Here is a 21,128-nt window from a genome sequence, read left to right on the forward strand (position 1 = left end):
CCCGGGCACGGTGGTGGCCGTGCCCGGGGTGGGGGGGTGGGGGGTGGGGGGTGGGGGTGTGCCGTTCGTCGACGGCGGCTCGGCCCGCGCTCGGCCACGGGAGACTCGGTGAGTCCGCAGCCGAGACGGGGCCGGGCCCGTTCACGGGGCAAGCCGCCGGTGACGGAGGCCACGGCCCGGCCCGGGGACGGGCCGGGCCGTGGCCTCCGTCATCGACGCTCGTCCGAGGGCACTCGGGAGGCCCGGGACGGCGATGGGGAGCAGGTGCCGTCCCGGCGACGGAGTGGGCAGGAGTGGGGCTGCCGCACGAGGACTCCGACCCGCCGTACTGCCGGTGCGGCAGGGTTCCTCTGCCGTGTGTTGCGCTTCGGCGGGCGCCGCGGGAGGTGTCGGCGCCCACCGAGGTGGGTGGTGGGGGTCAGTGGCTGCGGGTGATCCGCTCCTGGAGGCGGGGAGTCCCGGTGGCGATGGTGGTGTTCTCGCCGCGGCCGCCGCACACGACGGTGCCTGCTGGCAGGGCGAGGAGGTCCGCCACACGCGGTGTCGGGCCTGCGGGCCCGGGGGAACGGGACGGTACGACCGCCATGGGAGCACTCCTTTTTCCAGGGGTGACTCGAGGATGGGAGTGCGGCGGGCCCTGCTGCTACGGCTCTCTCACTGAGTGAGAAGGAAAATCGACCGCCCCGCCGGAGCAGGCCCCGAAGGATGCAGGAGGTGTCCAGCCGGGACTGCACCGTCCTCGGCGGTTGGTGTCCGGCTGGATCTCCCCACCGGCGGCCATCTGGCGGGGGGAGTCACCTGGCCATGAAGATTGTCACGCTCGGTGATGGAGTCGGCTCGGCGGATGGCGGAGTCCAGGCCGAAGCCGATCAGTGCGGTGGAGGAGGCGACGGTACGGCGGTGATCGCGACGGCTGCCTCGACCACGTTGGAGGTGACGGTCGCGGCGACCATCAGGCGGATGCGGCGGGCGAGCGCCTCGCGTCGGGCCGAGGACGGGCCGAGGGATGTGGAGATGTCGCCGCTGTCGTAGTAGGCGCCGTTGGTGACCGGGACACCGGGCAGGCAGAGCCGGACGACCGCCGCGGCGCCGTGGGGCCCGGGTCATCGCCCGGGAGCGGTCCGTCCCGTTCCTGACGGTTGTGAGGCGTTGGTGAGGTCGGCGCCGGTGGCGGCGTCCCGCCGGGAGCGGCCGGCACCGTGCCAGTCCAGGCACATGACGGTCGCGTCGTCCTTCAGGTGACCATGGCTCGCGTCGACGATCGCCCCGATGAGGGTGCGAGCGGCTTCACGGGGATGCAGTGCACGGGTGCGGACGATCAGGTCCGGCAGGTCCAGGCTTTTGACGTTGCGCTCCAGCATGCCGTCCGTCAGCATCACCAGCCGGTCGCCGGGCCGCAGGTCCAGGGACTGCGCCCGGTAGGTCTGCGAGGGCTGGATGCCGAACGGCAGATCGACCTGCGGAACGATCTGCTGCACTTCCCCGTCCCGCATGCGCAGTGGCCACGGGTGCCCGGCGTTGATGAACTCGGCCCTGCCGTCGAGCAGGCTGATACGCAGCAACTGACCGGTGACGTAGCCCTGGCGGCCGTGGTCCTGCATGGCCTGGTCGGCCTGGCGGGCCTGCTCCACGAGGTCGGCGCCCGCCCGCCGCGCACGGCGCAGGGCGCCCACCACGAGCGTGGCCAGGAGCGCTGCCCGGACGTCGTGGCCCATGGCGTCGGTGACGGAGAGCTGGACGGTGTCCCGGTCGATCACGTAGTCGAAGGTGTCGCCCCCGACGTGGTCGGCGGGCTCCAATGCCCCGGCGACCGCGAACTGTGCCGCCTCGCAGGCCAGCGACGCCGGGAGCAGCCGGTGCTGGATCTCGGCGGCGAGGCTCAGCGGGGTGGTGCGCCGGCCCCACTGGTACACGTCGGTGAAGGACCGGTTCGCGATGACGATGTACGCCAGTGCGTGCGCCGTCTCACCGATCTCCCGCATCACCTCTGCATCCGGCGCCGTGGGCAGGAACAGTTCGAGGAGTCCGATGGCGTCTCCGCGGTTGGTCACCGGGGCGACGATCCGAACCGGCGTCCCCTCGTCCTCGCCCTCGTGCTCCACGCTCGGCCGCTGGGTGCGGATCACGTCGTCGTACACGGTGCCCCGCAAGGTGATGCGCTGTGCGGGCTCATCGGTCTCGACGCTGCCCGCGGCACCCAGCCGTACGACGGAACTGCCGGTGAAGTCGGTGATCAGGAACGACACCGACGCGGCCCCGAGGTGCTCCTTGAGCATGCGCGCGACCACGTCGACCGACTCCACGGGCGCTGCGGCCTCCGCCGCCGCCAACGTGCCCGCCAGAGTCATCGCCCCACCCCGGCGGCTCCCGCTCCCGGGGAGGCGGGAGGCCCGCCCGCCGTCCCCGTCCGGCCGCCCTGCGGTCACGGCGACTCCTCACTGCTCGATGGCGTCGGGACTGCGTCCCCGGTGCGCGTGCGGCCGGGGCCCGCCCCTGTACGCCCTTCTCCTCAGCATGCCCGAACGACGGTCATGTGACCGCCAGGAGGATGGCCGTGTAGTGCGCGGCGAAGGCGGCGATGGTGAGGGCGTGGAAGATCTCGTGGAATCCGAACCAGCGCGGTGAGGGGTCGGGGCGCTTGAGTCCGTAGACGAGGGCGCCGGCCGTGTAGAGCAGACCGCCGGCGACGACGAGCACGACGACCGCGGCACCGCCGGTGCGCGCGAAGTCGGGCAGGTAGAACACCGCCGCCCAGCCCAGGGCGATGTAGCACAGGGTGTAGAGCCAGCGCGGCGCCCCGATCCACCGGACGCGGAACGCGATGCCTGCCGCAGCCCCGGCCCACACCAGGGACAGCAGGACGATCTCCTGGCGCACGGGCAGCAGCAGCACCGCCAAGGGCGTGCAGGTACCCGCGATGATCAGGAAGATGTTCGCATGGTCCAGCCGTCGCAGGACTGCTTCCCCCCGCGGGCCCCAGTCCCCGCGGTGGTACACCGCGCTCGTGCCGAACAACAGCAACGCCGACACCGCGTACACCGAGCACGCCACGACGGCGCCTGCCGAACGCGCCAGGGCGACGAGGACGGCGCCGCCCACGAGCGCGAGCGGGAACGCACCCGCGTGCAACCACCCCCGCATTCCCGGCTTCACCACGGCCACCGCCCGCCCGACCCCGCCCTCCAGCGGGAACGCACGGTCGGGTGCCGACGGGTGGATGTCTTCGGCGATCATGCGCACATTATGAGAATCAGCGCATAGCGGGGCAATCGGCCGACCAGGTGAACCGGTCCGGCGGTGGCCCGAAGACGCGCAGTACGTCGCTCACGCACCTGGTCACCGCACCTCTTCTTGTCGTGCCCGGACACGCTGAGGGGCCCCGGGGCCATTGCGGCTCCCGGGGCCCCGAAGGGTTTCACACCATCTACCGGCCTCCGGCCGGGTTCCTCATGTCCGCGTGGCCCCGGGGGATGGGGCGTGCGGGGATCGCGTATGCGTGACCGGAAACCACCGTCCTTGCCTTGGGGTCTTCGGAGTCCGCCCGGGTGTGCCTCACGGGCCGGGCGATCCTGATGGCGCTCCGTCCCCTCCGTTCATCCTCTGTACTGACTGATTGCCGGTACTGCGAACTGCGGTCACTGCAACCTGCCCGGTACTGCCGTGGTGGTCCTGACGGTCCACCGGATCCGGCAGCCAGCCCCGTCGCCCGTCCTGCTCACCTGCTCGGCTTGGAACCCCACTGCCGGACTCCCAGCACGCGCGCCCGCAGTCCTGGCGCCTTTGCTGAGATACCGCGTACAGCGACTGCTGGTACCGCTCGACTCGACTTCACCTGCTGGTACTGCACCTGCGCTTACAGCGGTACCGCCGTTGACGGCCCCTGATCACTGCGGGCCATCCGGCCCGGCCACCGGCCCTGTCGCCTTACTGCTCAATCCCGGCTTCAGTGCCCTGCAACCGTGCCGACCTGCCAAATCCCTTACTGCTACCCGCCAGTTCGTGTCTGGCGGGTACCTCTTGACCGCTTCTACGAGAGAAACACTAGCCACGACACCAGGCAATGTCTACTTCAGCCGGAATAGATTTTCCGCCGCTCGACGGGTAGGTAGTCTTCGCCCCGCACAGGGCCCGGCCGGTCGCCGCAGCAGGCGGAAGGCCCGCCGGACGGCCCAGGACCACGAACGAACGGAGGCGAGCGGTGGAAGCGCCGCAGGCAGCGCCGCGCGGGCGCATCCCCGACCCCCACACCCAGGCGTCGCTGGTGACGGCCATCGCCGAGGCCGTGCACGACCGGGACGAGCGGGTCCTGCGCCGACTGCTGGCCCGCTTCGCCGAACAGGCCGCCCTCGCCGACCTGCCCGCCCTCCGGGACGCCATCGACACCGCCCGGCGACCCGGAGGCAGCCCGCCGGCACCCCGATAGCCGACCCGGCGCAACAGCCCGACAGCAGCTCGGCGAGTCGGTCCCCGCCCGGGAGCAGCGCACGTGGTCCGGGATGTGGCCGGCGCGGGGGCGGGCGCCCCGGCCGCACCGAGGGGGTCGGGCGGAGACGGTGCGCCGCGTCCCGCCGCGCCCACCATGCCCAGCCGGGTGGGCGCGATGGGCACAGCCACGGTGGCCGGGACGGTGGGAATTGCAGCCGCCAACCTGCCCTGCCGGACGGCCGAGCCGCCTGAAAGCCGGTCAGGAACCTGTTCGCAGGCAATCGGAACCGCGCCCTGAGGAAATTTCCGAACCATTCGAGTTCACACCGGGCCAGAACCTCGTATGCGCCGTACGGCAGTCGCCAGGAGGGGGATAGGGGTGCGGCGGTGCGCCGCCTGCGCGAGACTGCCGCAGCGAGGGCAGGCGCTTCGGACTCGCGGAAATCCCCCACGCGCCGCCGGCATGGATCCGGCGTTCATCCATGCCCTCGACCAGGTTGCTGTTGATGTGCGTTGAGGCGCATGCCGGCACGGCGGGAGACTGTCACCGGGAGGCTCCTGCAGAATCGGAGGTGAAATACTCCGCCGCGGCGGGCCGCGGCCTGCTAGAGTCGTCTTAGTTGCAGTAGTGGTTCCCATGAACTTTGTGTGCGCCTGCTGATGTGTCGCAGGCGCATTTCTGTTTCCCGGCTCGTCCCGGGTGGGTGCTCATCGCGGCGACTCGGGGCCCGCGCGGTGCGGACTCCGGACAGCCCCTTGAAGGAGATTTATTTATGGCTAATGGCACTGTGAAGTGGTTCAACGCGGAAAAGGGCTTCGGCTTCATCGAGCAGGAGGGTGGCGGCCCGGACGTCTTCGCCCACTACTCGAACATCAACGCCAACGGCTTCCGCGAGCTGCTCGAGGGCCAGAAGGTCGAGTTCGACGTCACGCAGGGCCAGAAGGGCCCGCAGGCCGAGAACATTCGCCCGCTGTAGTTTCTGCCACGGCACCCGCCCGGCAGCGAGGGGCCCGCACCGCGTACATGCCCGGTGCGGGCCCCTCGGCATTGCGTCACGACATATCTCCGGCCGTTCAGGCCCCCTGGCTCCGCCACCGGCGGCCGTCCCACGCGAGACGCACAGCGCCGCGTCCGGATCGGCGCCCTGCCGTGACATCCCACGGTTCGAGGTTCTTCGCTCTCGCCCTGCCCGGTGAGCGCCGACCGTAGGTGACGTGCCGCACGGTTCCACCGTCCACGCTCCGCCCGTCACACTTTCGGCCCGTTCCCTTGCGGTCTCCGCCGGCGCCCCGCGCCGCGGAGCCTTCCTCGTGACGTGCCGCCCCGAGGAAGGTCTTCCCGCATGAACCGCTCCAGTCGCTCCTCGTACCAGAACGCCACCTCACGCTCCGCCGCAGGCTCACGCGCCGGCGGCAGCTCCTTCTACGGTTCCCGGCCGGCCGACGGCCGGCGCTCCTCCGACCGGATGGACCGCCAGAGTTCTTTCTCCCAAGGTGAGTTCGCGATGCCGGTGAGCACCACGCCGTCGCTGCCCGCCGTCGAGTCCTTCGACGAGCTGGACATGCCGAAGGCGCTGCTGCAGACGCTGACCCGGCAGGGCGTCACCTCCCCGTTCCCGATCCAGGCCGCCACGCTGCCGAACTCGCTGGCCGGCCGCGACGTCCTCGGGCGTGGCCGCACCGGCTCCGGCAAGACCATCGCCTTCGGCCTGGCCCTCCTGGCCCGCACCGCCGGTCGCCGAGCCGAGCCCCGCCGCCCGCTGGCCCTGGTGCTGGTGCCCACGCGCGAGCTGGCCCAGCAGGTCACCGAGGCCCTCACGCCCTACGCCCACGCAGTGCGACTGCGCCTGGCGACCGTGGTGGGCGGGATGTCGATCGGCCGTCAGGCGCAGGCGCTGAACCGCGGGGCGGAGGTCGTGGTGGCGACCCCCGGCCGGCTCAAGGACCTGATCCAGCGTGGCGACTGCCGACTGGACGGGGTCGGTGTCACCGTGCTGGACGAGGCCGACCAGATGGCCGACATGGGCTTCCTCCCCCAGGTCACCGAGCTCCTCGACCAGGTCGCCGAGGGCGGTCAGACGATGCTGTTCTCCGCCACCCTGGACCGCAACGTCGACCGGCTGGTCCGCCGCTTCCTGGAGGACCCGGTCACCCACTCCGTGGACCCGTCCGCCGCGACGGTCAGCACCATGGAACACCACGTCCTGCACGTGCAGAACACCGACAAGAACGCCACGATCGCGCACATCGCGTCCCGCGACGGTGGCGTGATCATGTTCACCGACACCAAGCACGGCGCCGACCGCCTGGTACAGGACCTGCTCGCGAACGGGGTGAAGGCCGCGGCCCTGCACGGCGGCAAGACCCAGCCCCAGCGCACCCGCACCCTGGAGCAGTTCCGCACCGGCCAGGTCACCGCTCTCATCGCCACCAACGTCGCCGCCCGCGGCATCCACGTCGACGGCCTCGACCTGGTCGTCAACCTGGACCCGCCGGCCGACCACAAGGACTACCTGCACCGCGGCGGGCGCACCGCCCGGGCCGGCGAGTCGGGCACCGTCGTCACTCTCGTCCTGCCGCACCAGCGCCGCGAGACGGCCCGCATGATGACCACCGCGGGCATCACCCCCGCCTCCACCCCGGTCCGCTCCGGTGACGAGGAGCTGGCCCGCATCACCGGCGCCCGGACCCCCACCGGTGTGCCCGTCACCATCACCGTCACCGCGCCGGCGCCCGAGCGGCGCAAGCGCAGCGCGGCCTCCCGCGGTCGACGCAGTCCCGCTTCGGCCGCCCGGCGCGTGAGCGTGCGGCAGGCTGCCTTCGATGCGGCGGCCTGAGCACCGCGTGATCGGGAAACCGGCCCGTCTCCGCAGGAGACACGTTGTGTCGCCGGTCCGGATGCAGCCCCGTCCGGCGGGTGGCCTGCCCGTCCTCGACGGACAGAACAGCGCTCCGGGCGTCCTCGCTCCTACCCGCTGAACCGCCTCACCGCGGCAAGCCCATCCCCCTTCTTCTCTCTGTGAGGCATCATGCGCTGTGTCATCGCCCGCTTCTCGTTCGACCTCACCAAGAGCGGCGTCGTGGATTCGATGAAGGGCGTCAAGCCCGAGCCGATCATCGGCGAATCCGTGGTCATCGGCCGCCGTGCCTACCCCGTCAAGCAGGTCGGCCAGGTCATCACACGCCAGGACCGCCGCGATTTCAGCGCCGCTGAGGTCCTGCGGGCCATGGCCCAGCTCGGCTTCACCTGCCGCGGTCTTCCCCTGACCGCCGCGCCCACGCGTGTCCTCGACCCGGTCCAGCAGGCCTCCGCAATGCTCGGCGTCCCCGTGGCCGTCTGACCGCCGGGCAGGCGCGAGCCGCAACCGGGACAGCGGTGAGGGTCCGACCTGCGCATGCGGGCCGGACCCTCACCACGTACCAGCAGCTTCTCGCCGCTCGGGGCCGCCCGGCGCCCCGGCGGCCTGTGGGTGCCGACACCTCTGTCACCTGTGCTGAGCTGCGGTTCCAGGATCACGAGGTGACCACCTCGAAAGTGTGCGCGAGCCCGGCGGACGGCCCTGCGTCCGGGTCGGCCGTGGGCGTCGGGGGGCGTGGCGGGCTGCGGGAGCGGGTCTGCACCGTCGACGATGGGTGGTGGGCCGGTGACAGCCGGCCGGTGGAGCGGGACGCCGAAAGGAGCCGGGGAAGACATGAGCAGACGCACCGCGGGGTGGGCGTCCCTCGCGCGCTGGGCGCCGCCGACGATGATCACTGCGGCGGTCGCCTTCGAGCTGTTGACTCCGAGGGCCTACTCCGCGACTCCGCTGATGGTCGCCGCGTGCGTGATGGGCGGGGCGGTCCTCCGCCCCAGGGGCGTGTGGGCGGTGCTGGCGGCGGCGGTGCTCGCCACGGTGGCGGTCGGCGCGCTACAGCGGCGGCTCGGTCAGGTCTCCGGGGTGGAGCAGATCGTCGATGTCGTGGTGGCGGCCGTGGTGGCGGTGTCCGTCCACCGCTTCGTGACCCGGCAGGAGAGCAGGCTGCAGGTGGTGCGCACGGTGGCCGAGGAGGTCCAGCGGGTACTGCTGCCACCCCTGCCGCCGCGGATCGGTGACCTGGAGATCGGAGCACGCTACGAGGCGGCCCAGGACGAGACCCGGGTCGGCGGCGACCTGTACGCCGCCCAGCGCGGCCCCGACGGGGTCCGGCTCGTCCTGGCCGATGTCCAGGGCAAGGGGCTGGGGGCGGTGGCCACGGTGTCGCTCCTGCTGGGAGCGTTCCGGGAGGCAGCCTCCCGGGAGGCCGACCTGATCGCGCTCGCCGCCCGGATGGAAGCCGCGCTGGAACGCGAGGCCGCGAACGCCGACGGGCCGGCCCGCACGCTCTTCGCGACCGCCCTGCTCGTCGAGTTCCCCGACGACCGGGCGAGCGTGCGGGTCCTCAACCGCGGGCACCCCGACCCGTACCTGGTGAGGGGAGGGCGGGTGGTCCCGCTCTCCCCCGGCACACCCGACCTGCCCCTCGGCCTGGGAAGCCTGTCCGAGGTGAGGTCCGTGCCCGTCTCCGCCCCCTTCGAGGCCGGGTCCGTCCTCGTCATGGTGACCGACGGTCTCACCGAAGCCCGTAACGGTGCGGGCGAGTTCTACGACCCCCTGCCCGCCCTGGCCGCGGCCGCCCCGTTCGCCACGGCCCGTCAGGCCGCCGACCTGCTGATCGTGGCGGTCGACCGCTGGGCCGCGGGCCCCGCGACGGACGACCGTGCCGTCCTGAGCGTCCGTCGCGGACGCCCCGGCGACCGCGACGGCCTCACCCCGGCGGTGGACTGATCCCGCGGCAGGGCCGGGCCGGCGCCGCGTACCCGGCCCACGGCCCCGTCCCGACGGGCGCCGGCGGAGCCGGCGTTTCGAGCCGCGGACACGGGCGCCACCGCACTCCCACGGGACAGTAAAGTCCGCCCATGCGAATGGCAAAGACTCTGATAAGCGCGATGGCAGTGGGCCTGCTGGCCGTCGGATGCAGTTCGGCGGGCGGCGGCTCCGGCCTGGACGAGACGTTCACGGCCGGTTCCGCCGGTGCCTCCCCCAAGGCGGCGGGCTCGGCCGGCGCTGCCGGGAAGGCGCTGCCGGTGGCGATCGACGGCCCGCAGAAGGACGTGGTCATGCGGGGCGGCGACGCGCTGAAGGTCCTCCCGGCTCCCGAGAGTGACACGCCGTTCGCCGAGAAGCTGAAGCACAGCCTGCGCGAGACCCTCCTCAGCCGCGCCCACGTGCCCGGCGAGACCAGCGCCGACTGCCCGAACGGCGTGACCCAGAAGGCCGGCGCCGTCAGCCAGTGCACCGTCACCTACGAGGGAGCCCAGGTCCCGTACGAGGTCAAGATCAGCGACTCGTACAAGCCGGGCAGCTTCATCATCTCCTACACCCGCACCCCGAAGAAGGGCCTGCTGGTGGCGAAGATGGTCTACAACCTGCTGTGGGAGAGCTACGGCGCCGACTCCGGGCGCACCGACACCAGCAGGCTCGCCTGCGACGAGATCCCCGTCGCGAAGACCGTCGACTTCGACTCCGACACCGGCTACACCTGCCAGTACTGGAGCGAGCACGCCGACGACGGCGAGCCCGGCTACGCCACCCTGAAGGTCACGATGGGTTCCTCCGGCAGCCCGGGCTTCAAGACCGTCCGGTAGCCGCGGGAGGCCGAGCCGCACCGGTCGCCACGGCGGCCGGTCCGAAACTCCGGGAGGCCCGGCGCTGTGGCGCCGGGCCTCCCTGCGGTCCGTGGGTCGCGGGGTCAGGGGTGGCGACGGCGATGCCGGGGTCGGGGGCTCCGAGATGGATGCTCTCGCTCACCGCGTGCTCCGGGAAGCCCTGCGGGGCGATCACCGGGACACCGGCGGCCACGTCCTCCGCGCCCCGGGTGTCATCCGAACGGGAAGCGGCGCAGGACGGGCTCGTCGGCGGCGGCGATCGCCGGTTCGGCGGGCGCGGGCGCGATGTGCTCGGTCATGGCGCTCTCCTCGCAGGGGGCGGGCACGGATGCCGCCGTCTTCCACTCGTGGTCCGGGCCGGGCGCGTCGGCCACTGACGACCGCACCCCCACCGGCCACGGCCGGCTGTCACGGCCCCGGCGAGACCCCGGGGAAGCCTGCACCCGCACGGCCTCCGGCCGTTCGATGCCGGGCGGACGGGGAACACGCCTCGGTGCAGACGCCGGGGCGGTGCCCCCGGGCCGTCCGGGCAGCCCCGCCCGTCCGCGGGGGACTTCACACCTGTGCCTGCCCGGTTCATCGCGATCACCGACTTAGCATCGGATCACCACAAAGGAGACAATCAGGGAGGTTTGCCATGCCTTACGGATCGATCGCAGGACCGGGCGGCGCGCTGGCGGCAACGGGCCTGGCGGCGGGTCAGCTGTGGCTGGTCGCCGCGAGCGCCGTCCTCGTGCTGGCGGGTGTCGCGCTGGTGAGGCTGCGGTTCCGGCGCGGCACGGGCCCGGTCTCCCGGTGACCGGTCCCGTCCCGGCGGTGGTGCCCGGCGTGCAGGTGCCGGGCACCACCCGTACCACCGGTCACGACCGCGGCGCACCGCAGAACCGGTGGCCGGGCGTGCAGGACCTGCCCGGCGCCCGGCACGCACCCTCCCGGCTGCTGGTCCTGACCGCGGTCGCACCGGTCACCGCGTTCGCCGGCTGGGCGATCGCCCACACCACGGCCGCCGTCCGCGAGATCGCCGGACACACCGGATCGGGCGTGATGTCCATCCCGTGGCTGGTCTCCTTCCTCCTGCTGTGGTGGGTTCCCGTCGCCTGGCTGGAGCGTCCCCGCACCGCCCCCGCCCAGGCCCGGGCGGCGCTGGACGGCCTGACCGTCACCGTGCAGATCCCCGTCTACAACGAGGACCCGGCAGCCCTGCGCGCCTGCCTGCACTCCGTCCTCGTCCAGTCCCGCCCGGTCACCCGCATCCGCGTGGTCGACGACGGATCCGCCCACCCCGACGGCACCCCGATCACCTACGACGACGTCCGCGCCGAACTGATCGGACGCGCCGCCGCCCACGACATCGCCGTCACCTGGGACCGCACGCCCAACCGCGGCAAACGCTGGGCGCAGATGCACGTCCTCGCCGACGACGACGCCGACGTCTTCGTCACCCTCGACAGCGACTCCGTACTCGACGTCCACGCCGTCGCCGAAGGGCTCAAGCCGTTCGCCGACCCGGAGGTGCAGTCCGTCGCCGGCCAGGTCCTCGTCCTCAACCACGACACCGGCGCCCTCACCCGGCTCATCAACCTGCTCTACCTGCCCTTCACCCGCGGCCTGCGCAGCGCCCAGTCCGTCCTGCGCCGCGTCACCATCAACTCCGGCACCCTCGCCTTCTACCGCGCCGACGTCGTCCGCGACGCCGCCGGCGTCTACGAGCGGGAGGAGTTCTGCGGGCGGCCCATGCAGATGAACGACGACTCCATGCTCACCTTCTACGCCATGCTCGCCGGCGACACCGTGCACCAGCCCTCGTCGCTCGTCTTCACCCTCGCCCCCGAGACCTGGTCCCACTACCTGCGCCAGCAGATGCGCTGGATGCGCGGCACCACCGTGCGCCACCTGTGGTGGCTGCGCTACATGCCCCTGACCGGCATCGTCTTCTGGACCACCGTCACCGAGTACCTCCACATCGTCCTCGGCCTCGCCATTCCCACCGCCGTCCTCCTCCACCCCGGCTACCGCGACCACCTCGGTACCATCGCCGCCCTCGGCGCACTCATCGGCACCGCCATGAGCTACCTCATGGCCCTGCGTCTGTTCACCGTCTCCCGCACCGACATGACCCGCCGCCAGACCCTGGTCCTGTTCGCCGCGGCCCCCCTCGCCGCCCTCTGGCGCGCCCTGGTCCTGCGCCCCATGTACCTCTACGCCATGGCCACCTGCCGCCGCGTCAACCACTGGGGCACCCGCACCACCGTCGAGGTCAACCTCGCCCCCGCCTGACGGGAGTGCCCGGCCGGGGCTGCCGCACGACCGATCCGGCCGGACGCGGCCCGGACGCTCCCGCCCGGCTCCCGGCACTGCTGCACAGGGGTGAACGTACGGGAGGTGCTCGCGCTGCCGGGGGGTGTCGGACGTGTACGGCGCGGCCCGTGATCAGACTGCTGTTGACCGCTCCGGCGTCCGCCGGGTGACACTGACTCCTGAAGGGGAATCATGCGCAAGGGAACGTCCGTGCTTCTGGCGACGCTGGCCGCCTCCACCCTCGCAGCCGGGGCCGGCACGGCCACGGCCGCACCGGTGGAGGCCATCGCCCCGTACGCCCAGGCCGCCGCCCAGGTGTCCCCGTTCGGGACACTGACGAAGGCCAAGAACATCGACACGGTCGAACGCAAGCGCACCGGCGTGTACTGCGTCCACGTCTCCGACCCCGGTATCGACCTGAGCCGCAGCGTGCTCACCGCCACCCTGCGCAGCCACGATTCCAGAGGCGGCTCGATCCGCGCCCTCACCGAACCCCACCCGGTCTGCGGCAACGACGTCCACACCATCACCGTCGCCACGTTCCGGGCGGACGGAACCAACGTGAACTCCGGCTTCTTCCTCACCGTCCAGTAGAACCACCTCCCGTCCGGGAGCCGTGCCGGTGGAACCGCCGAACAGCGGTCCCACCGGCACGCGCGACGAAGCACCGGAGCAACCGGCCGCTCCCCCTCCCCGCCTCGATCCGGCACGATCGCCGTCCGCCGGAACAGCCCCGGAGGTCCGGCCGTTCGAGGGACCGCAGGCCCGGCAGGCCCGTGCACGCGTTGTCCGGGTCCAGGCGGCCCGGGTTCAGGCGGCCCGGGTTCAGGGGGACTGTTCGGTGAGCATGCCCCAGCCCGGGGCGTAGTTGCCGTGCAGGATGAGCGAGGCGGCGCCGACCGCGCCCACGGCGTCGCCGATCACGCTCTTCTCGACGGCGACCGTGCGGGTGGCGTTCGCCATCCTGTTGACGGCCGTGTCGACCTCTTCGCACATGATGGATTCGATGCCGCGCAGAGCCCCGCCGCCCAACACCACGCGGCTCACGTCCAGCAGGGTGACCGCGCCCCGGACGGCCTGGCCGACCAGTCGCGCGGCCTTGCGGACCGCGTCGCGGGCGGCGGGATCGTCCCGGCGCGCGGCTTGGCGCAGCGCCTTCCAGTCCCCGTGCAGCGCCTCGGCGGCACCGGTCACGCCGATGCGTTCGGCGGCGGCCCGGCCGTGCCGGTCCAGGAGGTCCGCGATGACGGCGGCCGGGGCGACGTAGGGCCCCAGGCAGTTGTTGCCGCCGCAGTGGCAGATCAGCGGACCGGGTTCGACCATCATGTGGCCGAACTCGCCCGCGTTGCCGGAATCCCCGTGCAGGACGGTGTTGTCGAGGACGATGCCCGCGCCGATGCCGGTGCCCAGGTAGATGAAGAGGAAGCTGCCGGCGCGGGCTCTGCCGCCGATCCAGCGTTCGCCGATGGCGGCCGCTGTGGCGTCGTTGTCCATGGCCACCGGCATGCCGGTGGCCGCGGCGAACATGTCCAGCAGCGGTACCCGCCCCCAGCCGGGGAAGTTCGGCGGGGAGACGACGGCCCCGGCCCGGCCGTCGATCGGGCCGGGGGTGGCGATTCCGGTGCCGAGGAGGCGGGCGGGGTCGATCCCGGATCCGGCGGCGAGTCGGCGTGCCGCGCCCGCCACCCGCTCCACCACGTCCGCCGGGACGCCGGGGTCGGTCAGGCGCAGCCGCCTGCTCGCGACGACCTCGCCGATGAGGTTCACCAGCACGACCACGGCGACGTCCGGGTCCAGTTGCACACCCATCGCGTAGGCGCCGTCAGCGCGCGGCGACAGCAAGGTGCGCCGCTTCCCGCCGCTGGAAGGGGCCTGCCCGGACTCCGCGACGAGTCCGGCGTCCAGCAGCCTCCTGACCACGTTCGAGACGGTCTGGCTGGTCAGCCCGGTGAGCGGGGCGAGTTCGACCCGGCTCACCGAGCCCGCGGTGCGGATCGCGTCGAGGACGACCGCCTGGTTGTAGCCCCCGACCCGTGGAAGGTTCGTTCCGCCCTGCGTCACCGCTGCTCATCTCTTCCGTCCCCGTGCACGGGCCCGACGTGCACCGGCTGGACGGGAAGTCTACAGGTCCGGAGCGTTGACTTAGTCCATCCATTGGATTTAGCTTCGGCCGACGACAGCGCTCCCATTCCTGGAGGTCCAGCATGCGGAAAGCACCACTCGGCGCCATCGGTGTCACGGTCACTCTGGCGTTCGCCGTGTCGGGCTGCGGTTCGGGAACGACGTCCGGCCCGGGCGGTGCCGAGAAGACGATCAAGGTGGTCTACCAGCAGCAGCTGAACAACAGCAACAAGGTCCAGGCGAACTACCTGGGCCCCATGGTCGCCGCGTTCGAGAAGGCGAATCCGGGCACCACCGTCAAGCTCATCCCGGTCACGGCCGCCGAGAACGACTACTACACCAAGATCCAGTTGATGATGCGCTCCTCCTCGACCGCGCCCGACCTCGTCTACGAGGACACCGCGACCATCAACTCCGACGTGGCGGCCGGCTACCTCAGGCCGATGGACGGCTACCTCGACTCCTGGTCCGACTGGAGCCAGTACGCCGCGCCGGCCAAGGCCGCGATGAAGTACGCCGCCGACGGCAGGACCTACGGGGTTCCCGACAACACCGACACCCGTGGCATCTGGTACAACAAGAAGATCTTCGCGCAGGCCGGCCTGCCCGTGCCCTGGCAGCCGAAGACCTGGGCCGACGTGCTCGGCGCGGCCAGGACGATCAAGTCCAGGGCTCCCGGGGTGATACCGCTCAACCTCTACACCGGCATCGCCGGCGGTGAGCAGTCGTCCATGCAGGGCTTCGAGATGCTGCTGTACGGAACACCCGCCGCCGACAGCGCGCTGTACGACGCCGGGCAGCAGAAGTGGGTGGTCGGCAGCCAGGGCTTCAAGGACGCGCTCGACTTCGTCCACACCGTCTACAGCCAGGGCCTCGCGCCCTCCGCGCAGCAGGCACTGGGCACCGACTTCGCCTCCGCGGTCGCCACCCGGCTCATCCCGCAGGGCAAGCTCGCCATGGACATCGACGGCTCCTGGATGCCCAACAACTGGATCAGGACCGGCCCCCAGCCGTGGACGGAGTGGGAGGCCACGATGGGCATGGCGGCGATGCCCACCCAGAACGGCCAGGCCCCCGGCAAGGTCAGCATGTCCGGTGGCTGGGCCTGGTCGATCCCGGCGAAGGCCAAGAACCCGGATCTGGCCTGGAAGTTCCTGCAGTCGCTGGAGACAGAGGCCGCCTCCGCCGAGTGGAACAGCGTGAACGCCACCATCGCGGTCCGCAAGGACGTGGCCGCCGACCCCTCCTACCTCAAGGCGCTGCCGACCAACGAGTTCTTCAGCGCGCTGGTCTCCTCCACCTACTACCGCCCGGGCCTCCCCGCCTACACGCAGGTGTCGAGCGCCATCCAGAAGGCCATGGAAGCGGTGACCACCGGTCAGAGTTCCGTCGCCCAGGCCGCGACCGCCTACGACGACGGCGTCTCGTCGGCCGTCGGCGCGGACAAGACCGTCCACAGCACCCGGTGAGCAGCGTCCCTGCCGTGCCTGCGCGCGCCCCGCTGCGGGGCCTGCTGCGGGGCCTGCCCCTGCTGCCCTCGCTGGTGCTGCTGGTGGTGTTCCTGGCCGGCCCGATCGGGTACTGCGTCTACTACGCCTTCACCGACCTGCAGCTCACCGGGGCCTCCGGCACGCACTTCGTCGGCCTGCGGAACTTCACCCGCGCGTTCGACGACCCGGACTTCCTCAACGCGGTCGAGCTGACCCTGGTGTTCGTGATCGGGTCGGCCGTGATCGGCCAGAACAGCCTGGGGCTGGCCCTGGCCGCGCTGATGGAGAAGGCGTCCAAGCCGGTCCGGTCGATCACCGGCGCCGTCGTCGTCGCCGCCTGGATCCTGCCCGAGGTGGTGGCCGGCTACCTGATGTACGCCTTCTTCTACCAGCAGGGTTCGCTCAACGCGATCCTCCGGCTGCTGCACCTGCCGCAGCAGAACTGGCTGTACACCCTGCCCGTCCTGGCGGTCTGCATCGCCAACGTCTGGCGGGGCACGGCGTTCTCGATGCTGGTGTTCTCCGCGGCCCTGAGCGAGGTGCCGCAGGAGCTGGTCGAGGCGGCGGAGATGGACGGCGCCGGGCCCTGGCAGCGGCTGTGGCGGGTGACCCTGCCGGTCATCCGGCGCGCGGTGCTGACCAATCTGATGCTGGTCACCCTGCAGACGCTGTCCGTGTTCGGCCTGATCTACACCATGACCCGGGGCGGTCCCGGCAACAGCTCGCAGACGCTGCCGGTCTTCATGTACCAACAGGCCTTCCAGAACAGCCTGATCGGCTACGGCACGGCCGTGGCCCTGGTGCTGCTTGCCGTGGGCGGCCTGTTCTCCGCCGTCTACATCCGCATGCTGAAGGTGGAGGAGGACTGAATGGCCGTCTCCGACAGCCCCCCGCGCACGGACGGACTCCGACCGCAGCCGCGGACCCCGCCGGTCGCGGCCCGGCCGCGCAGGACCCGGGGCCGGGGCAGCGGCGGACGCGCGTCCGTCGACGTCGTGCTGCTGGTGTTCTCGCTGCTCTACCTGATCCCGCTGCTGTGGATGCTGCTGGCGTCCGTCAGCTCGCGCTCCGGCTTCGAACTCGCCGTGCCGTCCCCGACGGCGGCCAACTTCCGTGCCGTCCTCGACGCCGAGACCACCTACCGGCCCATGCTGAACGGTCTGCTGCTGTGCGGCGGGGGCACTCTGGTGTGCGTGCTGTGCTCGGTGCTGGCCGCCTACCCGCTGTCGCGGCTGCGGTCCCGACTGCGACGGCCGTTCCTCTACACCGTCCTGTTCAGCACCGGACTGCCGATCACTGCGGTGATGATCCCGGTCTACAGCATGTTCGTCCAGGTCGACCTGATCGACTCGATGCTCGCGACCACGCTCTTCCTGGGCGCCGCGGCGCTGCCGTTCGGCATCTGGCTGATGAAGAGCTTCATGGACGGTGTGCCCATCGTGCTGGAGGAGGCCGCGAGGATCGACGGCGCCACCGGCATGCAGGTGCTGTGGCGGATCGTCCTGCCGCTGATGCGGCCCGGCGTCGTCGTGGTGACGGTGTTCACCTTCATCGGGATGTGGGGCAACTTCTTCGTCCCCTTCATCCTGCTGCTGTCACCGGAGAAGCTGCCGGCCTCGGTCAGCGTGTTCACCTTCCTCAGCGCCCACAACCAGACCCAGTACGGGCAGCTCTCGGCCTTCTCGATCATCTACTCCGTCCCGGTGCTGATGCTCTACCTGCTGCTCGCCCGCCGGCTCGGCGGCGGCTTCGCCCTCGGCGGCGCCCTCAAGGGCTGAGCCCCTCCCGGCCGCCCGCACGCCACCGCACCCCCGTCCCTCCCAGGAGGCCACACGTGCACAACGACCCCGCCGTGACCGAGGCAAGGCTCGCCCGGGTGCTGGACCAGCGCATCAGACCCGCGGTGCACGCGCGTTCGGTCCCGCTCAGTGTCGGGATCTGGGAGGTCCGCGGCGAGCCGGTCCCGGTCCCGGTCGCGCTCCGCGCCCGCTACCGCCCGGCCGCGGTCGGCGACCGCTGGGGACCTGCCTGGGCGACCTGCTGGTTCCGGGTCAGCGGCACCGTCCCGGAGGACTGGGACGGGCTCGCCGTGGAGGCGGTGCTGGACCTCGGCTTCGGCACCACGGCACCCGGCTTCTCCGCCGAAGGACTGGTCCACCGCCCGGACGGCACCGCCGTGAAGGCGCTCAACCCCCGCAGCACCCACCTGCCGATCGGCGCACCGTCGCGTGGCGGCGCCGGGTTCGAGTACTACGTCGAGGCCGCCGCCAATCCGGTGGTCATGCACACCGGTCCGGACGTCCTCTCCTTCCACCCGACGACGCTGGGCGACCCCGCCCCCTGGCTCCACGACCCCGACGCCCCGCCCGGCGAGCCGCTGTACCGGCTGCGCCGGGCCGACCTGGCGGTGTTCGACCCCACCGTGTTCGAGCTGGTCCAGGACCTGGACGTGCTCGGCCAGTTGATCCACGAGCTGCCGCCCGGATCCACCCGCCGCTGGCAACTGCTGCAGGACGTCGAACGCGCCCTGGACGCGGTGGACCTGCAGGACGTCGGCGGCACGGCCGCCGCCGCGCGCGCGGAGCTCGCCCCCGCCCTGGCCGCGCCCGCGAGCACCCGGGCCCACCGGATCTCCGCGATCGGCCACGCCCACATCGACTCCGCCTGGCTCTGGCCCCTGCGCGAGACCGTCCGCAAGGTCGCCCGAACGGTCTCCAACGTCACCCAACTGATGGACGACCAGCCCGGCTTCAAGTTCGCCATGTCCCAGGCGCAGCAACTGGCCTGGCTCAAGCAGCACCGCCCCGAGGTCTACGCCCGGGCCAGGGAGAAGGCCGCGACGGGGCAGTTCCTGCCCACCGGGAGCCTCTGGGTCGAGCCGGACACCAACATCACCGGAGGGGAGTCGCTGGCGCGCCAGTTCGTCCACGGCAAGCGCTTCTACCTGGAGGAGTTCGGCGTCGAGACGGAGGACATGTGGCTGCCGGACACCTTCGGCTACAACGCCGCACTCCCCCAGGTGATGAAACTCGCCGGGGTCCGCTGGTTCCTGACCCAGAAGATCTCCTGGAACACCACCAACAAGTTCCCGCACCACACCTTCTGGTGGGAGGGCATCGACGGCACCCGGATCTTCAGCCACTTCCCGCCGGTCGACACCTACAACAGCGACCTGTCCGGCGCCGAGGTCGCCCACAGCGAGCGCAACTTCCAGGACAAGGCCCGCACCAACCGCTCGATGGTCCCGTTCGGCTACGGCGACGGGGGCGGCGGTCCCACCCGTGAGATGCTGGCCCGCGCCGCCCGGCTGGCCGACCTGGAGGGGTCGCCGAAGGTGGTGATCGAGACGCCCGGGGAGTTCTTCGCGGGGGCGCTCGCCGACTACCCGGACGCGCCCGTGTGGGTCGGCGAGCTCTACCTGGAGTTCCATCGCGGCACCCTGACAAGCCAGTTGACGACCAAGCAGGGAAACCGGCGCAGCGAGCACCTGCTCCGCGAGGCCGAGCTGTGGGCAGCCACCGCCGCCGTGAACCACGGCAGGCCGTACCCCTACGAGGCGCTGGATCGGCTGTGGAAGACCGTGCTGCTGCACCAGTTCCACGACATCCTGCCCGGCACCTCCATCGCCTGGGTGCACCGCGAGGCGCAGGAGACCTACCGCGCGGTGATCGGCGAACTGGAGCAACTCGTCGGCGACGCCCAGCGCGCCCTGGCCGGGCCTCCCGGCCCGGACGGGCGGACGGTCGTCTTCAACGCCGCCCCGCACGCCCGCGACGGCGTCCCGGCCATGGGCGCCGCGCCCCGGGCGCACCGACCGTCGGCGACCGCCCCGACCCGCAGGGGCGACGACCTCGTCCTGGAGAACGCGCTGGTGCGCATCGTGGTCGACGACCGCGGGCTGATCACCTCGGCCTACGACCTCGGCGCCGACCGGGAGGCGCTCGCCCCGGGCCGTCCGGGCAACCTGCTGCAACTGCACCAGGACTTCCCCAACCAGTGGGACGCCTGGGACATCGACGCCTTCTACCGCAACACGGTGCGGAACCTCACCGACGCCGAGTCGGTCCGTGCGACGGACACCGGCATCCACATCGTGCGGACCTTCGGCTCCTCCCGGATCGAGCAGACCCTGACCCTGGAACAGGGCAGCCGACGGCTCGACGTCGACACGGTGATCGACTGGCACGAGCGCGAGAAGCTGCTCAAGGCGGCCTTCCCGCTGGACGTGCGGGCCGCCCACTCCACCGCGGAGATCCCCTTCGGACACGTGGAACGGCCGACCCACACCAACACCAGCTGGGACGCGGCCAAGTTCGAGGTCTGCGCACACCGTTTCCTGCACGTCGGCGAGCGCGGCTGGGGTGCGGCGCTGGTCAACGACTCCACCTACGGCCACGACGTCACCCGCGACACGCGCCCGGACGGCGGCACCACCACCACCGTGCGGCTCTCGCTGCTACGGGCGTCCCGCTTCCCCGACCCCGAGGCGGACCAGGGCCGGCACCGGCTGCGCTACGGGCTGCTGCTCGGGGTCTGCGTCCCCCAGGCGATCGAGGAGGGTTACCGGCTCAACCTCCCCGAGCGGACCCTGCCCGGCACCGGCGTCGTCGCGCCCCTCGTCTCCGTCGACCACGCCGCCGTCCTGGTCTCGGCCGTCAAACTCGCCGACGACGGCTCCGGCGACGTCATCGTCCGCCTCCACGAAGCCCACGGCGGAAGGGTCCGGGCAACGCTGACGCCAAGCTTCGCACCGGTCGCCGTCGTGGTCACCGATCTGCTGGAGCGCCCCCTGGCCCACGACGGCAGCCACACCGTGGAGGGCTCGGAGGTCCGGCTGTCGCTGCGGCCCTTCCAGATCCTGACCCTCCGCCTCACTCCGGCCCCCGCCACGCGAGCATGACCGGCCGCCCCGCGGTGACGGCGGGGGGAGGCTCCGGCATCGCGGGCCTGGCCGTACACGCGGCCGCGCGCACGGAACCGGCGCAGCATCAGCACCACCGGCCGGCACGGGCCCCGCGAAGCCTGCGCGTCCGCGACCGCGTGGCCGGAGGGGCGTGACGACGTCCGCCGCCAGCCCTGCCGCTCGGCCCTACCAGGCGGCAGGGCCA

18 protein-coding genes and 1 pseudogene are annotated in these 21,128 nt (G+C 71.9%); 13 read left to right on the forward strand and 6 right to left on the reverse strand.

The window, feature by feature from the left end; translation table 11 throughout:
* Positions 1–418: 418 nt before the first annotated feature.
* From OG335_RS06080 to OG335_RS06095, 4 genes and pseudogenes are all read right to left on the reverse strand, one after another.
* The gene (locus tag OG335_RS06080) at positions 419–586 is read right to left on the reverse strand and encodes a hypothetical protein (protein ID WP_405009964.1); all 168 of its coding nucleotides are present in this window, start codon (positions 584–586) and stop codon (positions 419–421) included.
* Between the two features lie 257 nt (positions 587–843).
* Positions 844–953 (reverse strand): annotated as a pseudogene (locus tag OG335_RS06085) (cation transporter); the annotation flags it as partial.
* Positions 954–1,103: 150 nt separating this feature from the next.
* The gene (locus OG335_RS06090; protein ID WP_405009965.1) at positions 1,104–2,348 is read right to left on the reverse strand and encodes a PP2C family protein-serine/threonine phosphatase; all 1,245 of its coding nucleotides are present in this window, start codon (positions 2,346–2,348) and stop codon (positions 1,104–1,106) included.
* A 181-nt stretch (positions 2,349–2,529) separates the two neighbouring features.
* A complete protein-coding gene (locus OG335_RS06095; RefSeq protein WP_405015320.1) occupies positions 2,530–3,141 on the reverse strand; it encodes a hemolysin III family protein in 612 nt (203 codons plus the stop codon).
* Positions 3,142–4,198: 1,057 nt separating this feature from the next.
* Between OG335_RS06095 and OG335_RS06100 the strand changes: the two genes are divergently transcribed.
* The 6 genes from OG335_RS06100 to OG335_RS06125 all read left to right on the forward strand — a co-directional run bounded on the left by OG335_RS06100 (position 4,199) and on the right by OG335_RS06125 (position 10,090).
* Positions 4,199–4,423: a hypothetical protein gene (locus OG335_RS06100; RefSeq protein WP_405009966.1), complete on the forward strand. Its 225-nt coding sequence runs from the start codon at positions 4,199–4,201 to the stop codon at positions 4,421–4,423.
* Between the two features lie 775 nt (positions 4,424–5,198).
* A complete protein-coding gene (locus OG335_RS06105; RefSeq protein ID WP_030918248.1) occupies positions 5,199–5,402 on the forward strand; it encodes a cold-shock protein in 204 nt (67 codons plus the stop codon).
* Positions 5,403–5,768: 366 nt separating this feature from the next.
* Positions 5,769–7,262: a DEAD/DEAH box helicase gene (locus tag OG335_RS06110; RefSeq protein WP_405009967.1), complete on the forward strand. Its 1,494-nt coding sequence runs from the start codon at positions 5,769–5,771 to the stop codon at positions 7,260–7,262.
* 192 nt (positions 7,263–7,454) lie between these two features.
* Complete coding sequence (locus OG335_RS06115; RefSeq protein ID WP_405009968.1) at positions 7,455–7,766, forward strand: SCO5918 family protein; 312 nt, start codon at positions 7,455–7,457, stop codon at positions 7,764–7,766.
* A gap of 351 nt (positions 7,767–8,117) precedes the next feature.
* A complete protein-coding gene (locus OG335_RS06120) occupies positions 8,118–9,230 on the forward strand; it encodes a PP2C family protein-serine/threonine phosphatase (RefSeq protein ID WP_405009969.1) in 1,113 nt (370 codons plus the stop codon).
* Positions 9,231–9,391: 161 nt separating this feature from the next.
* Positions 9,392–10,090 (forward strand): hypothetical protein, encoded by a 699-nt coding sequence (locus OG335_RS06125; RefSeq protein WP_405009970.1) that lies wholly within the window; start codon positions 9,392–9,394, stop codon positions 10,088–10,090.
* Between the two features lie 233 nt (positions 10,091–10,323).
* On the opposite strand, the gene OG335_RS06130 is transcribed toward OG335_RS06125, so the two are convergent.
* Positions 10,324–10,485: a hypothetical protein gene (locus OG335_RS06130; protein ID WP_405009971.1), complete on the reverse strand. Its 162-nt coding sequence runs from the start codon at positions 10,483–10,485 to the stop codon at positions 10,324–10,326.
* A gap of 263 nt (positions 10,486–10,748) precedes the next feature.
* Between OG335_RS06130 and OG335_RS06135 the strand changes: the two genes are divergently transcribed.
* From OG335_RS06135 to OG335_RS06145, 3 genes are all read left to right on the forward strand, one after another.
* Complete coding sequence (locus OG335_RS06135) at positions 10,749–10,910, forward strand: LPXTG cell wall anchor domain-containing protein (RefSeq protein ID WP_405009972.1); 162 nt, start codon at positions 10,749–10,751, stop codon at positions 10,908–10,910.
* Entirely contained in the window at positions 10,907–12,388 is a 1,482-nt protein-coding gene (locus tag OG335_RS06140; protein ID WP_405009973.1) for a glycosyltransferase, read from the forward strand. The genes OG335_RS06135 and OG335_RS06140 overlap by 4 nt, the downstream gene beginning before the upstream one ends.
* Before the next feature lie 213 nt (positions 12,389–12,601).
* Positions 12,602–13,003, forward strand: a complete 402-nt coding sequence (locus OG335_RS06145) for a hypothetical protein (protein ID WP_405009974.1) — start codon at positions 12,602–12,604, stop codon at positions 13,001–13,003.
* Positions 13,004–13,234: 231 nt separating this feature from the next.
* On the opposite strand, the gene OG335_RS06150 is transcribed toward OG335_RS06145, so the two are convergent.
* The gene (locus OG335_RS06150) at positions 13,235–14,470 is read right to left on the reverse strand and encodes an ROK family protein (RefSeq protein WP_405009975.1); all 1,236 of its coding nucleotides are present in this window, start codon (positions 14,468–14,470) and stop codon (positions 13,235–13,237) included.
* A 143-nt stretch (positions 14,471–14,613) separates the two neighbouring features.
* Here OG335_RS06150 and OG335_RS06155 point away from each other — a divergent pair, with 143 nt between their 5' ends.
* Genes OG335_RS06155 through OG335_RS06170 form a run of 4 tightly spaced genes read left to right on the forward strand, consistent with a single transcriptional unit; the run spans position 14,614 to position 20,920 of the window.
* Positions 14,614–15,999, forward strand: coding sequence for an extracellular solute-binding protein (locus OG335_RS06155; RefSeq protein WP_405009976.1), 1,386 nt, complete (start codon positions 14,614–14,616; stop codon positions 15,997–15,999).
* Positions 15,996–16,889, forward strand: a complete 894-nt coding sequence (locus OG335_RS06160) for a carbohydrate ABC transporter permease (protein WP_405009977.1) — start codon at positions 15,996–15,998, stop codon at positions 16,887–16,889. The genes OG335_RS06155 and OG335_RS06160 overlap by 4 nt, the downstream gene beginning before the upstream one ends.
* Positions 16,890–17,798 (forward strand): carbohydrate ABC transporter permease, encoded by a 909-nt coding sequence (locus OG335_RS06165; protein ID WP_405009978.1) that lies wholly within the window; start codon positions 16,890–16,892, stop codon positions 17,796–17,798. It abuts the gene before it with no gap.
* Positions 17,799–17,854: 56 nt separating this feature from the next.
* The gene (locus OG335_RS06170; RefSeq protein ID WP_405009979.1) at positions 17,855–20,920 is read left to right on the forward strand and encodes an alpha-mannosidase; all 3,066 of its coding nucleotides are present in this window, start codon (positions 17,855–17,857) and stop codon (positions 20,918–20,920) included.
* Positions 20,921–21,128: the final 208 nt, after the last annotated feature.

Origin of the sequence: Kitasatospora sp. NBC_01539 (assembly GCF_045040525.1) — a bacterium.
GTDB lineage: Bacteria > Actinomycetota > Actinomycetes > Streptomycetales > Streptomycetaceae > Kitasatospora.

Bases quoted from the DNA above. Each gene is read 5' to 3' on its own strand.
- OG335_RS06080 (WP_405009964.1), bottom strand. From the start codon at position 586: ATGGCGGTCGTACCGTCCCGTTCCCCCGGGCCCGCAGGCCCGACACCG.
- OG335_RS06090 (WP_405009965.1), bottom strand. From the start codon at position 2,348: ATGACTCTGGCGGGCACGTTGGCGGCGGCGGAGGCCGCAGCGCCCGTG.
- OG335_RS06095 (WP_405015320.1), bottom strand. From the start codon at position 3,141: ATGCGGGGGTGGTTGCACGCGGGTGCGTTCCCGCTCGCGCTCGTGGGC.
- OG335_RS06105 (WP_030918248.1), top strand. From the start codon at position 5,199: ATGGCTAATGGCACTGTGAAGTGGTTCAACGCGGAAAAGGGCTTCGGC.
- OG335_RS06110 (WP_405009967.1), top strand. From the start codon at position 5,769: ATGAACCGCTCCAGTCGCTCCTCGTACCAGAACGCCACCTCACGCTCC.
- OG335_RS06115 (WP_405009968.1), top strand. From the start codon at position 7,455: ATGCGCTGTGTCATCGCCCGCTTCTCGTTCGACCTCACCAAGAGCGGC.
- OG335_RS06120 (WP_405009969.1), top strand. From the start codon at position 8,118: ATGAGCAGACGCACCGCGGGGTGGGCGTCCCTCGCGCGCTGGGCGCCG.
- OG335_RS06125 (WP_405009970.1), top strand. From the start codon at position 9,392: ATGGCAGTGGGCCTGCTGGCCGTCGGATGCAGTTCGGCGGGCGGCGGC.
- OG335_RS06135 (WP_405009972.1), top strand. From the start codon at position 10,749: ATGCCTTACGGATCGATCGCAGGACCGGGCGGCGCGCTGGCGGCAACG.
- OG335_RS06145 (WP_405009974.1), top strand. From the start codon at position 12,602: ATGCGCAAGGGAACGTCCGTGCTTCTGGCGACGCTGGCCGCCTCCACC.
- OG335_RS06155 (WP_405009976.1), top strand. From the start codon at position 14,614: ATGCGGAAAGCACCACTCGGCGCCATCGGTGTCACGGTCACTCTGGCG.
- OG335_RS06165 (WP_405009978.1), top strand. From the start codon at position 16,890: ATGGCCGTCTCCGACAGCCCCCCGCGCACGGACGGACTCCGACCGCAG.